Origin of the sequence: Palleniella intestinalis, assembly GCF_013166595.1 — a bacterium.
In the GTDB taxonomy this organism is placed as follows: domain Bacteria; phylum Bacteroidota; class Bacteroidia; order Bacteroidales; family Bacteroidaceae; genus Prevotella; species Prevotella intestinalis.
The window spans coordinates 36515-50025 of sequence record NZ_JABKKG010000002.1 but is presented as its reverse complement, the minus strand read 5'-3'; the positions used below and the strand labels follow the sequence as shown (position 1 = coordinate 50025).

11 protein-coding genes and 1 pseudogene are annotated in these 13511 nt (G+C 50.2%); 7 read left to right on the top strand and 5 right to left on the bottom strand.

What is annotated here, in order from left to right:
- Positions 1-345: 345 nt before the first annotated feature.
- From HPS57_RS14300 to HPS57_RS02600, 7 genes and pseudogenes are all read left to right on the top strand, one after another.
- Positions 346-3108, top strand: a pseudogene (locus HPS57_RS14300) (homocysteine S-methyltransferase family protein); the annotation flags it as partial.
- Between the two features lie 36 nt (positions 3109-3144).
- Positions 3145-4152: a uroporphyrinogen decarboxylase family protein gene (locus HPS57_RS02625; protein WP_172179953.1), complete on the top strand. Its 1008-nt coding sequence runs from the start codon at positions 3145-3147 to the stop codon at positions 4150-4152.
- A gap of 119 nt (positions 4153-4271) precedes the next feature.
- Complete coding sequence (locus HPS57_RS02620; protein WP_172179951.1) at positions 4272-5879, top strand: sodium:solute symporter family transporter; 1608 nt, start codon at positions 4272-4274, stop codon at positions 5877-5879.
- A gap of 60 nt (positions 5880-5939) precedes the next feature.
- A complete protein-coding gene (locus HPS57_RS02615) occupies positions 5940-6473 on the top strand; it encodes a cob(I)yrinic acid a,c-diamide adenosyltransferase (protein WP_172179949.1) in 534 nt (177 codons plus the stop codon).
- A gap of 987 nt (positions 6474-7460) precedes the next feature.
- Positions 7461-7715, top strand: coding sequence for a hypothetical protein (locus HPS57_RS02610; RefSeq protein WP_172179947.1), 255 nt, complete (start codon positions 7461-7463; stop codon positions 7713-7715).
- Between the two features lie 470 nt (positions 7716-8185).
- Complete coding sequence (locus HPS57_RS02605) at positions 8186-8686, top strand: HU family DNA-binding protein (protein ID WP_172179945.1); 501 nt, start codon at positions 8186-8188, stop codon at positions 8684-8686.
- Positions 8687-8778: 92 nt separating this feature from the next.
- Positions 8779-9330, top strand: coding sequence for a DUF3332 domain-containing protein (locus HPS57_RS02600; protein WP_172179943.1), 552 nt, complete (start codon positions 8779-8781; stop codon positions 9328-9330).
- A gap of 142 nt (positions 9331-9472) precedes the next feature.
- Here the strand turns inward: HPS57_RS02600 and HPS57_RS02595 are convergent, their stop codons facing one another.
- The 5 genes from HPS57_RS02595 to HPS57_RS02575 all read right to left on the bottom strand — a co-directional run bounded on the left by HPS57_RS02595 (position 9473) and on the right by HPS57_RS02575 (position 13468).
- A complete protein-coding gene (locus HPS57_RS02595) occupies positions 9473-10147 on the bottom strand; it encodes a Crp/Fnr family transcriptional regulator (protein ID WP_172179941.1) in 675 nt (224 codons plus the stop codon).
- Between the two features lie 20 nt (positions 10148-10167).
- Positions 10168-11166: an FAD:protein FMN transferase gene (locus tag HPS57_RS02590; protein ID WP_253946442.1), complete on the bottom strand. Its 999-nt coding sequence runs from the start codon at positions 11164-11166 to the stop codon at positions 10168-10170.
- 31 nt (positions 11167-11197) lie between these two features.
- Positions 11198-11839: a DUF6048 family protein gene (locus HPS57_RS02585; protein ID WP_172179939.1), complete on the bottom strand. Its 642-nt coding sequence runs from the start codon at positions 11837-11839 to the stop codon at positions 11198-11200.
- A gap of 45 nt (positions 11840-11884) precedes the next feature.
- The gene (locus tag HPS57_RS02580) at positions 11885-12844 is read right to left on the bottom strand and encodes a glycosyltransferase family 2 protein (RefSeq protein WP_172179937.1); all 960 of its coding nucleotides are present in this window, start codon (positions 12842-12844) and stop codon (positions 11885-11887) included.
- Between the two features lie 78 nt (positions 12845-12922).
- A complete protein-coding gene (locus HPS57_RS02575; protein WP_172179935.1) occupies positions 12923-13468 on the bottom strand; it encodes a DUF4199 domain-containing protein in 546 nt (181 codons plus the stop codon).
- Positions 13469-13511 lie beyond the last annotated feature (43 nt).

Sequence of the window (13511 nt, the reverse complement as noted above, 5' to 3'; positions counted from 1 at the left end):
TATGAAGATAATAATGTCATGAATAGTCTATATTCATAAATGATGTAGACTGTTTGTTGAAATATTTATAATGATAAATAAAAGATGGGTAGGGAAATTAAGCAAATGATTTTTCATACCCATCTTTTTAGAAAATATTTTTCATAAAGAATGAAGACTTGGAAAGAGAATCTTGAGGAAACCAAAAAACATTATGTTAATTGGTGGAATCATAAGGGTATAGTTGTGAACATGTGGGAGCATTTCCAGGAAGGAGTTGCCCCACATGGTCCGTATTCGGGGGAACAGCCAATCCACCTGACGGAGGCTGCCCGAAACAATTATGGTACAGGTGCTTTCGGACTTCCCGGAGCACCAAAGGCAAAGGACGGCAACCAGCGTTGGTTTGACCCGGAGTGGCGCGCAGGCTTCCTTGATTGGTATGTCGGGCATTCATGTCTCAAGGCTGATATGCTGCCTGTTGCCAACACCCAGCTTGGTCCCGGTTCCTTGGCATCAATCCTTGGCTCTCGTGTAGAGGGTGGTGAGGACACAATATGGATTCATCCAAACCCGAATTTCAGTGACAAACTGACATTTGACCCGAACAATGAACAGTTGCGTATCCACAAGGAATTGCTGAAAGCCTGCAAACGCAAGGCAAACGGCAATTATTATGTGGGAATGCCTGACCTCATGGAGGGACTTGATGTGCTTGCAGCACTGAAGGGTACTGACAAGGTGTTGCTTGATACGGTGATGCAACCGGAAGTCGTGGAAGAACAGTTGCAGTTTATCAACGATGTGTATTTCAAAGTGTTTGACGAGCTGTATGACATAATCCGTGAAGGTGACGAAATGGCTTTCTGCTATTTCTCTTCTTGGGCACCGGGCAAGATGACAAAGATACAGAGCGACATCTCCACAATGATTTCCGAGGATGATTACCGTCGCTTTGTGCAGCCTTATCTGCGTGAGCAGTGTCAAAAGATTCCTTACACTCTGTATCATCTTGACGGAGTGGGCGCTATGCACCATCTGCCTGCACTGCTTGAAATCGAGGAACTCAATGCTATCCAGTGGACTCCTGGTGTCGGTGAGCCTCAGGGCGGAGATCCAAAATGGTATGACCTTTACAAGAAGATTATCGCCGGAGGCAAGAGTATCATGGCTTGCTGGGTGACTTTGGAACAGCTTCGTCCGTTGCTTGACAATGTCGGTGGTGACGGCATACATCTTGAAATGGATTTCCATAATGAGGATGAGGTGGAGCAGGCACTGCGTATTGTTGAGGAATACCAAACAAAAGAGGTTGAGCGCAAGGCCGATGAGTGTCTGCATATAGGCGACATGACAACTTTTGCCGAGAAAAAGCCTGCAGCACGTTTTCGTCCTCTCCATATTGGTGGAAAGCAGATTGTAATGCCAAGCGACAAGACTCTTGCATCCTCAGCCATAAGCAAACCTGCACTTGCAGAGGCAATGGAAAGCCGCATGCTTGTGTTTGACGGCGCCATGGGAACTTCCATACAGAAATATGGTTTGGAGAATGTCAAAAGCAACGAGTATCTGTGCGTAGAACATCCGGAAATTATTTCTGACATTTACCGCAAGTTCCTGCTTGCCGGTGCAGATGTCATAACGGCAAACACATTCAATGCGCAGAGCGTTTCCCTGAAGGCGTGCGGACTGGAAGGCAAAGTTGTGGAAATCAACACCGCAGCGGTGAATCTTGCGCGCGGACTTGCCGATGCGTTCACGATAGCCAATCCTGAGAAGCCACGCTATGTGCTTGGCGAGATAGGGCCGACACGAGAGACGCTGTCAATGCCTGAAAGCGCAAAGATAACGCGGCAAGAACTTTTCGAGTCGTACAAAGAACAGGCGGCAGCCCTCATCAAGGCCGGTGTCGACGGCATTATCTTTGAAACGGTGTTTGATCTTGTCAACCTTGAAATCGGTCTGGAGGCGGCAGGCAAGGCTATGGAAGAGTTGGAGGTTACAGTGCCTATACTAATCAGCGCCAATTTCTCCACTGCCGACGGCAAAAACATGATAGGGCAGAACATCATCGAATATTTCAGCAAGCTGAAGAACGACAATGTCATTGCTGTGGGAGTCAACTGCAATCCTGACATCGAAATGACAACGGCGGTCGTCGCTGAACTCGGTGCTGCTACACCTTATTATATTATAGCATTCCCTAACGCAGGTTTCCCTGATGCCAAAGGAAACTATCCTACGACACCGCAGGAGTTCCGGCGCCAGATGTGGAAAATGATTGACGGACATCTTGTCAACCTTATCGGTGGATGCTGCGGCACGACGCATGAGCACATCCGCAAGATTGCCGAACTTGTCAATCCTGCTGAAGGCTGCTTTGTCAGCGGACATCGTCCCGGTGAAGCCTCTGTGACAGGGGAGCATAAGCCGGTGGTTGCAGCAAAACCGGTAATGGAAACTCCTGCCAAGGAGAAGCCGGTCGCTTCCGAGCCTTCGGAGATGGGGCTGAAAGACGCTATCATCGCAGGAAAGGAAGCTGTTGCCGTGGAAGCCACGAAGAAAGCGGTCGAAGCAGGCGCTAATCCGGCGGAACTCATCAACACACAGATGATTGAGGCAATGTCCGTTGTTGGACAACGCTTCTCCGAGGGCAAAGCCTTCGTGCCTAACCTCCTCATGGCAGGCCGTGCAATGAAAGCAGCCCTTGGCATCCTGAAACCAATCATGGAAGCGAGTGGGGAAGGCGTGCAGTCGGCCGGCAAGATTGTCATCGGCACAGTCAAGGGCGACCTTCACGACATCGGCAAGAATCTTGTGGCATCGATGCTTGAAGGCTCGGGCTTCGAGGTCATCAATGTCGGTATCGATGTGGACGCCGAGACATTCGTCAAGGCAGTTGTCGACAATGAAGCAGACATTCTCTGTCTTTCCGCATTGCTCACTACCACAATGACTTACATGGTAGAGTGCCTTGCGGCGCTTGAAGCCGCAGGAATCCGCAAAAAGGTGAAAGTCATGGTAGGCGGTGCGCCGGTCACCGAGGAGTTTGCACGAGAGATAGGAGCTGACGGCTACAGCTCCAATGCCAATGAGGCCGTTGCACTTGCAAAGCGCCTGATGTCCTGATGGTCTCATTGTTTGTTAGAAAGGAAAAAACGGATTATGATTGATATGATAAAATGGCGGCAGGACATCATCGCGCGTCCTGACCGTGTTGCGATACCGGTGATGACACATCCCGGCATAGAAGAACTTGGATATACTGTCAAGGAGGCTGTGGTCAACGGAGAGATTCACGGCAAGGCGGTGAGCTATCTTGCAGACCGTTATGCCACACATGCAGCCTCCGTCATCATGGACCTTACCGTTGAGGCAGAGGCTTTCGGTGCGGAGGTGATATTCCCTGAGGATGAAATCCCTTCCGTCACAGGCCACATGCTCAACAGTGTGGAGGACATCCACCGCCTTGAGGTGCCGTCACTGAACACCGCGCGCGTGCCGGAGTACATCAAAGCCAATGTCATAGCCCACCGTGAGATTTCCGACCGTCCGGTCTTTGCCGGATGTATCGGACCGTTCTCGCTTGCCGGTCGTCTGTACGACATGTCGGAAATAATGATGCTGATATACAGCGACCCGGAGGCAGCCCACGAACTGCTGGAGAAATGCACGCTGTTCATTCTCAAATACGTGGCGGCATTGAAAGCCACCGGTGTCGAGGGCGTTTTGATGGCGGAGCCGGCGGCGGGGCTGATGTCCAACGACGACTGCAAGACATTCTCCTCCAATTATGTCAAACGCATCATCGACAGGCTGCAGGACGAGCATTTCATGATCGTGCTGCACAACTGTGGCAACACAGGGCAGTGCACAGAAGCCATGGTCATGACAGGCGCACACGGCCTGCACCTCGGCAACAAGTGCGACCTTGCGCAAGTGGCGCGCGAGACTCCGGAGGACATACTCGTCATGGGCAATCTTGACCCGGTGTCAGCATTCAAGATGTCAACACCGGAAGAGATGTACCGTCAGACAATGGAACTGCTGGAGAGCACCCGCGAGTTCCCTCATGTGGTGCTGTCGTCAGGATGCGACACTCCGCCACACACTCCTCTCGCCAATGTCGACTGCTTCTTCAAGGCGTTGAACGATTACAATGCAAACTTATGATACTGTGCACGTTGCAGGCCGGTCCCGTCATCTTTGGTGCGGAATCTGCCTGCATCTTCTTTCCGTGCACGAGGGTCACCAAAAAATCTAATAACCAAACCTAATAAAAACACTATCAAATGATTTCCGAATCTTTACAATTTCTTGATTGGGCTATCCTTGTCGGATATTTCGTCATCCTCATCGCCATCGGACTGTGGGCAAGCCGCAAGTCCGGCGACGGGCAAGGCAAGTTTCTTGCCTCACGTTCCTTGAAATGGTACCACATCGGCTTTTCCATGTGGGGAACCAACGTCGGTCCTTCAATGCTTATCGCCTCTGCCTCGGCAGGCTTCACAACAGGCATCGTGTCAGGCAACTACGCCTGGTACGCCTTCATCTTCATTGGTCTTCTCGCCTTCGTCTTCGCCCCACGCTACCTTGGTGAGAAGATAAACACCTTGCCGGAATTCATGGGACGCCGTTTCGGACAGTCCACACGCAGCATCCTCGCATGGTACACCATCGTGACAGTCCTCATCTCATGGCTGGCACTCACCCTTTTCGCCGGCGGAGTCCTCATACGACAAGTCTTCGGCATCCCGATGTACCTCTCCGCACTCATTCTCCTCGCAATCTCCGCATTCTTCACCATACTCGGCGGTCTTAAGGCCGTGGCGTACACCAATGTCTATCAGATGGTGCTGCTCATCGTCGTCTCCGCAACACTCACCGTTGTCGGTATATGCGCACTCGGTGACGGCGGCTTCATGAACGGCATAAGCAGACTTGCCGACCCGGACATCGTGCCATCGGAGTACTGGAACCTCTTCCGCTCAGAGGAAGAGCTGCCGGGCTACTATTGGCTGCCGATTCTCCTCGGCTACCCAATCTCCGGACTTTGGTTCTGGTGCACCGACCAGTCGATGGTGCAGCCGGTGCTTGCGGCAAAAGACCTGAACGAAGGGCAGAAAGGCACAAACCTCACCGGATGGCTCAAGATTCTCGACGTCGCAATCTACATCGTTCCGGGCATCGTCTGCTTTGCACTCGCACGCACAGGATTCTTCGGAGCAGCCACGATAGAACCTGACAACGCCTACATGACACTTGTGCTCCACCTCTTCCCGATGGGAATGGTTGGCCTCGTCATGGCAGTGCTGACAGCTGCGCTCGTCTCAACGATAGGCAGCTCGCTGAACGCACTATCCACCGTGTTCACAATGGACATTTACGTCAAGAACGTAAACCCGAACGCCACACAAGCCGAGATTTCTCGCACAGGCCACATCGTGACAATCCTTGGCGCGCTGATTTCCATTGTCATCACCATAGCTGTCGACAACATCAAGGGCATGGACCTTTTCAACGTATTCCAGTCCGTCCTCTCGTTCATCGCACCTCCAATGGCTGCCGTGTTCGTCATGGGAGTCTTCTGGAAACGCTGCACAACCCTTGCGGCAAACCTTGTGCTCTCCCTCGGCACCATCTTCTGCATCTCCACAGGAGTATGCTACCTTTGGATCATCCCCGGTGCAACCGAGGCCATGCACTTCATGATGCTCTCCTTCATCCTCTTCTGCGTGCTCATCGTCATGATGATCGTGGTCAGCCTTTTCGACAAGACTGCCATTGAGGCAAAAGCAATGAGGAAGGTTGACGAAAAGACCTCAAAGAGCGTCATCGTCTCATGGATAGCCCTCGTGGCTGTCATGGTAGGACTCTACATCTTCTTTAACGGCAACTGATACAGGTAAATCCTAATCATTCGGATTGTCCGAATCATCCGAGTAACAAAACCAACGCTTATGATTTATACAAAAACAGGAGACAAAGGCACAACATCGCTTGTCGGAGGCAAAAGAGTGCCGAAATGCTGTGACAGGCTCGAAAGCTACGGCACCATCGACGAACTGAACTCACACATCGGCATGCTTGCCGCCTTGTGCAAGGACAGCACGGAAGGGGAGAACGCTCCCGGCATCTTGGACACGCTTGCCACCGTGCAGCAAGAACTGTTTGCCGTCGGCGGCTATCTTGCCACCGACACAAGCACCACCGCGCTGCATCCTTCGTGCATCGTGACAGCGGAAATGGTCCTCGCGGTTGAAAAAGCCATTGACGCCATGGACAAGCAGCTGCCACCGTTGCGCTCGTTCATAATCCCCGGCGGCACGGTTCTTTCTTCGCAAGCGCACATCTGCCGTACAGTCTGCCGCCGTGCAGAGCGCAGCATCCTGCGCCTTGCCGACAGTGGGGTGGAACTTGATGAAAATGTCCTCGCATACATCAACCGCCTTTCGGACTTCTTCTTTGTACTCGCACGCCTCCTCGCACAGTAGGCCGGCAACAGGCATGCCGCGTCTCACTGGGCCATGGCGCAGGGATAAGTGGGAAGCCCCCATATAATATAATGTACGCGCGTACATTATATTATATGGGGGCTTCCATTGCATTTCCGCCACCGCACTTGCGGCAGATGCAACGTTAGCTGTGATAATAGTGAGCTTTCCGTGCATTCTATTTCCCTGCTCTGTAAAGATAACCGCTGACGATGCTCCTGTGCATGAAGCAGTTCGTAAGCCGGCAAAACAACGTGAGAATTTCATTTTAGCTGTGTTGGATAATGTTTTAGTGCAGCGTGATATACAGTAAGTTTGACATGGCATACTGTAAGTTTGATATGGTATACTGTGAGTTTGATATGGTATACAGTAAGTTTGACATGGTATACAGTAAGTTTGATATGGTATACTGCAAGTTTGATATTGTATACAGTAAGTTTGATATTGTATACAGTAAGTTTGATATGGTATACAGTAAGTTTGATATTGTATACAGTAAGTTTGATATGGTATACTGTGAGTTTGATATGGTATACAGTAAGTTTGATATGATATACCGTAAGTACGATATAATATAACATGAGTTTGACGAAATACCAATTATTCGTTGAAACAAAATACGCTATTAAAGCACCGTGAAACGGTGACTCTTTGTTAACCGCCTATGGAGCATAGCGACATTGGCGGTTAACTCATCTCACAATCCTGCACCGTAAGACGGTGCCTCATAGTATAAATGTTCTCCAATAATCATCGTTCAGTGTGAGGCACCGTCTTACGGTGCTGCCCATGCGCACATATTACCCTGCATGCAGCAAGCTGCATACAGGGTTAACGAAGAGCCACCGTTTCACGGTGCTGTGGCAAAAATTAAAAATCAGCTTAGTAGTTGAAATTCCGTAGAACTTACTTTGATATATTTCGGCAATGTGCGATAAATCTCTGACATTGTATGACAAATTTCTGGCAGCGTGTGACAAACCTATGAAAGCGTGTGACAAATCTCTGGCGGCGTGCTACAAATCTCTGGCGGCGCGCTGTAAAATTTCGGCGGCGCGCTGCAAAATTTCGGCAGCGTGGAACAGAAGCTTCGGCGGCGTGGAACAAAATTTCGGCGGCGTGGAAAAAAAATTGCACGGCGTGGAACATATAACACAAAATATAATGACTTATATGTGCAATGAATTGAGACAGAAAGGAGTGTGGCTCTGCCACACAACTAATGGCGATAGTCTCTAATCCGCACGGCTGAAGCAGGCGGTTACCATAAGGGCTGTGGCTCCTCCACATCTGATGCGAAACAGTTGCTATAGGAATTTTATTTTACAACAACTTGGGTAATTTTACCGTGCAACAATAATTTTTTTTGACAGTGTATTATAAAATTTCCACAGCGTTTTACAAATCTCTGACAGCGTTTTTACAAACATCTTACAGCGTGTAGCAAACCTCTTACATCGTGCTACAAATCTCTTACATCATTCGATAAAATTTTCACAGCGTAGGAAAAAAATTGCACAGTATGAAACATATAACACAAAATACATGACAAATCCGCGACAAATCGCTATGATTTTTGAAAAACAATGTTAAATCCGCGAAAAAAGTCGGTGAAAAATTGCGTATTGTCAAAAAAAACACGTACCTTTGGAAGCGTGATTTTGGAGTTCACAAAAACTTTTTTTATTAACCCCTAAATTCTTATAATTATGGTTGAACTCACATGGTATCAGGCTAACAGCATGGAAGAGACTACAGAAAAGTTATGGTATGTGCGCCCGGTTCCGAAAGAGACCTTGAACATCCATGAAATGGCAATGCACATGGCAGAGCACAACAGTCCGTTTTCTTCGGGAACTATCGAGGGAATACTCATCGACTTTGTGAAATGTGTCAGGGAGCAGCTGCTTAACGGCAGGTCTGTAAAGATTGACGACCTCGCAATCTTCAAAATCTCTGTCCGCAGCAACGGATTCAAGAAGATCGCTGACATTGACCCGAACACAGGTGACGTGCGTGCGCAGGCAAAGATCGGCTCGGCAGTGAAGCAGGCCAAGCTGCTTACCCTCCCTTCCGGACAATTCAGTCGCGCTGAGTTGGGGCAGGATGTGCGCTTCAGTTGGGATACGGCATCACGCGTGAAGATTGACGCGGAGCGCAAGAAGATTGTAAGAAGCTTTGCGCCAAGCACACAGGATGACGGTGAATAAACCGCCGTCCGTCATGAAGCAGCTGCCGTGGTATGCCTGCAGCGTTTTGAGTAAATGACATAGTAACACAAACAATTTATATTCAGGAAATTATGAGACACAAGACATTAAAACTCGCTTCTATTGCCATGGCTTCCCTTTTGCTGTTCAGCTCATGCCTTGGTTCGTTCACACTGTTCAACAAGTATTCTTCATGGAACCAGCGTGCCACGAAGAACAAGTTCCTTAATGAGGTGATTTTCATACTTACCTCTCCTGTCTATGTCATTGCCGGAGTGGCCGATGTGCTGCTTTTCAACACCATAGAGTTCTGGTCCGGCAGCAATCCGCTTGCAAGCAATGTTGGCAAGACCAAGAAAGTAATGGGCGAGGACGGAAGGTACTATGCCGTGAAGACGCTGAAGGACGGGTACGAGATTACGAAGCCTGACGGCGAGGTTGTCGTCTTTGTCTATGACAAGGCGGAGGATTCGTGGTCGCAGCTCGAGGACGGCAAGCGTACGGAGCTTTTCCGCTTCAACGCTGACGGCACGATAAAGGCGACATTGCCTGACGGCAACCAAATGGATGTGTCTCTCAATGAGCAGGGTGTCCATGATGTGCGCATGGCTGTCAACGGCGGCACTTATTGGGCGATGAGATAATTGCATCATTATTTGCAAAGGTATGATACCGATTATTTGCAAAAACAAAAGGTCACGATTCACATGAGGACTCGTGACCTTTTGCTGTCATAATGGTTGCGTTTTATGTGGTAAAGTGTCACCAAAAGGAGAACAGTAGTTTTTATAACCAAATGGCTTCCATTTTTGGGATGTTTATGATTCCGCGCTGCAGCAGAAGCTTTCCTGCCGATTCAAGGTCATTGAGAGCTTTGGAGACTTCGTTTCGCGTCATCCCTGTCTCAGCAGCCAGCTGTCTCATCTTTATGTGGAAGATTTTTTTCCCTGTTTTCCTCGTGCAGTGTGCGTAGAGGAATCGCATCACCCTTTCATTGTCATTTGCAGGATAGTGCCGCCATAATTCCTTTTGGAACCGTTGTGACTGTGTGGAGATGATGTTCAGAATGTTCAGGCGGAAGACCATGAATTCGGACGAGAGGAGCAGAGTGTCGTCCTTGCCGATGTGCAGGACATGGCATATTGAGCGCGCCCTGTATGTGCGCAGGTAATGTTGCTGCAGCCCGAACGCGCGTTCCGGCTCGAGGACTTCGGGCGTCATGATGAACTCTGTCACACGGTAGGAGCGGTTGGCGGAGGTGGAGATCATTTCCACTTCCCCGTCAAGCAGGAAGAGCAGGCCGTCGCAGCGGTCGCCGCTGTTTGCCACTATCGTGTTTCGCGAGTAACGCCGGAAGCCAAAGCGGACACGTGCCACGATGTCCTGAAAGTCGCTGCCACTCATTCCTTGGAAGAGGGGCAACTCCCTGAGTTTGTCATATATTGTCAGTGCTGTCAGCATTTTGCGCTGTTAACTAAAAGTCAAAGTCCCTCGGATTTCCACACCTTGTATTTGCCGTTGTCGTCATAGATGATGTACGCCTTCATGTCGCTGTGGCGTGCAAGCACCGCCTTTGCCTTCTCCAGTCCCATGACCATGAATGATGTCGCGTAGGCATCGGCGCGTGCGCATTCTTTGCACAGGACGGTGGCGGAGAGTATGCTGTGCTGTACGGGATAGCCCGTCTTTGGGTCGATGGTGTGTGCGTATTTCTTTCCGTCCTTGTAGTAGAAGTTGCGGTAATTGCCGGATGTCGCCATGGCAATGTCTGTTATGTCGAGCACGGTCTGCAGTTCTTTCTTCTGTGCGAGTGAGTCGTCGACAGGCTTCTCCACGCCGATTTTCCACGGCAGGCGTTTCGGTGAGATGCCTTTTGCGACAATCTCGCCGCCTATTTCCACCATGAAGTTCTTTATTCCCAAGGCGGTCAGGTAGCGTGCCACGACATCCGAGCCGTAGCCCTTCGCTATGGCGGAGCAGTCAAGCATTATGTCAGGGTTGCTTTTCCTGATGCTTTTCCCTATGAGTGATACTTTCTCGAAGCCCACGAACCGGCGCAGTGAGTCGATTGTCTCTTTTGTAGGCGGGCAGTCGTTCTTGAAGCCGAATCCCCACGCGTTGACCAATGGCGCCACGGTTATGTCGAACGCCCCGTCGGTGTCTTTGCTTATTTGTTTCGCAAGGTCGAACACGTTGAGGAACATTTGGTCTATTGCCACACGTTCGTTGCGGTTTATGGCAGAGATTACGGAGCGTTTGTTGAAGGTGGAAAGTGAGTTGTCCACTTTCCGGAGTTCAGCCTCTATCTCTTTCTTCAGGTTTTTGTCGTGCTGGTAGGTTATGCTGTAGAATGTGCCGAAGACCATGCCTTTATCGTGCTGATAAGGCATGGTCTGCTGCTGTCGTATGATGATGACTGTGCCGACGATGAGGAGTGCGAGCGCCGGCAGCTGCCATAGGAGTCGTTTGTTCTTGTCCAATGTTTTGCTTAGGTTTTTATGGTCTGTAATGTCAGAATTGCATGCTTATGTTGTACAATGCCATCCAGCGTGATGATTCCGTGCCTCGTCCGTAGCCCGGTGCGTAGAGCGGGATGTTTGTGTAGTCAGAGCAGCTCAGTTTGCGGCGGTAGCGCAGTGACCATCCCATGTGGAGCGCTCCCCACACTTTCGCATCGGCACCGAAGACGATTTCCGCCCACTGCAGTGTGCATTTTTCGGCAGTGGTTGTGAAGGATGTGTGCTCTTCGTCGTTTGGCAGTGTCGTATCGTAGTCAAAGGACGTTATGCCGTAGCGCATGCCGACAGTCAGCCGATAGTCGTCGTGGCGGTTTTTCAGGATGTTGAAGTCGCATCCTATGCGTCCGAACGGAGCTTTTGTCTTGTAGGAAGTGTACGTGTCGGCGTCGTATCTGTCCGCTGTGCCGTAGCCCACCTCTACGGTAGGCAGGAACAATCCCTTTATGTGGGCTTGTACAGTGGCCTGGTATTCCCCTCGGTCACTCATCGCGCGCCTTATCGGTCCCATGAGGTCGATGCCCACGGAAATGCTTTCGAGGAAGGGAGCTTTTTTGTCTGTAGCCTCCTCCGTCGTCTGTGCTATTGCAGTGAGTGCGGAGAGTGCTGTCAAGAATATGAGAAGTTTCCTTTTCACGGGTTTGTTTTTGTTTATGGAAGTTCCGCTGTACGGCACGGCCGCTTATACAGTTTTCTCTATCAGGTAGTCATTGCGTCCCTGCGATGTGCGGGAGATGAGGTCGCCTAAGAATCCGGCAAGGAAAAGCTGTGTGCCGATAATCATCATTGTCAGGGAGATGAAGAAATAAGGCGAGTCGGTGATGAGCCGCTGCGGAATGCCTGCCGAGAGGCAGTAAAGTTTGTCGGCGCCAAGCAACACAACTGCTACGAATCCTATGAAGAACATCAGGGAGCCGAGGAATCCGAACACGTGCATCGGCTTGCGGCCGAAGGCTGAGAGAAACCACAGTGTCATAAGGTCGAGGTAGCCGTTGACAAAGCGGTTCCAGCCCATGAACTTTGATGTGCCGTATTTGCGCGCCTGATGATGCACGAGTTTTTCGCCTATTCTTGTGAAGCCGGCATTCTTGGCGAGGTAAGGGATGTAGCGGTGCATTTCGCCGTAAACCTCAATGTTCTTCACCACCTCCTTGCGGTACGCCTTCAGTCCGCAGTTGAAGTCGTGGAGGTTGTGTATGCCTGACACTTTCCGTGCGGTGGCGTTGAAGAGCTTTGTCGGGATGGTTTTGGACAGCGGGTCGCCCTTTGAGCGGTTCATCTTGAATCCGCTGACAAGGTCGTAGCCTTCCTCCTTTATCATGCGGTAGAGTTCCGGTATCTCGTCAGGGGAATCCTGCAAGTCGGCATCCATGGTTATGACCACATCGCCTTCTGCCCGGTCGAATCCGCAGAAGAGGGCAGGAGATTTGCCGTAGTTGCGGCGGAACTTTATGCCGCGCACCTCAGGGTTGTTGGCGGCAAGCCGCTCGATGACATCCCATGAACGGTCTGTCGACCCGTCGTTGACGAATATCACTTCATAGGACAATTTGTTTTCGTTGCATACACGAGCTATCCACGCATGCAGTTCCGGTAGTGACTCTTCTTCGTTGAAGAGTGGTATGATGACGGAAAGATTCATTTTCTTGTTATGTTTTTTTGTGCCGTACCTTTAAGAGGAGAGGATTCATTCTTGCTCACGGCAAAGGCTGTGTTACTGTTAGTTGGTTCTTGCCACGCTTCTTTTGGTGAACAGTGCGATGAACCAGCTGAGGATTACACCGAAAAAGATGTTCATCCACATGAACGTGAATGCAAAGTCTATCGGGCGTGTCTCGGAGAGGATGTGCAGCTGTGCAAGGACTTCCTCTTTGGACACTTTGTATGCTTCAAGAACTGGTGCGAATTCCGGCGTGCCTATTGTCCTTGTCATGCTTGCGAGCATCCTGCCCTGGTCAAGGAACTCAAAGTATGCCCACTGTGCTATGGCAAGCAGCAGCGTTGCATAGAAGAAAATCAGCAGTGAGTAGCAGTAGGCGCGTCGGAAACTGAGCATTCCTCCCAACACTCTGTCGCGGTAGTGGCGCACGAAGGAAGCTGCGAGGAATGGGATGAAGATGATGGTGAAATTGAATAAGAAGGACAGGAACGGCTCGGAGATGCTTCCCACGAAGCACGCAAAACTGGCAATCCACAGCAGTCCCATGATGGTGCCATGCAGGCGCGCGTACGCCTTAAGCTGTATGTATTCTGGCTTTGTTAGCAAAATGTTTCTCTTTTTTGTATGTGAATAGTGGTGTATCTTTAAC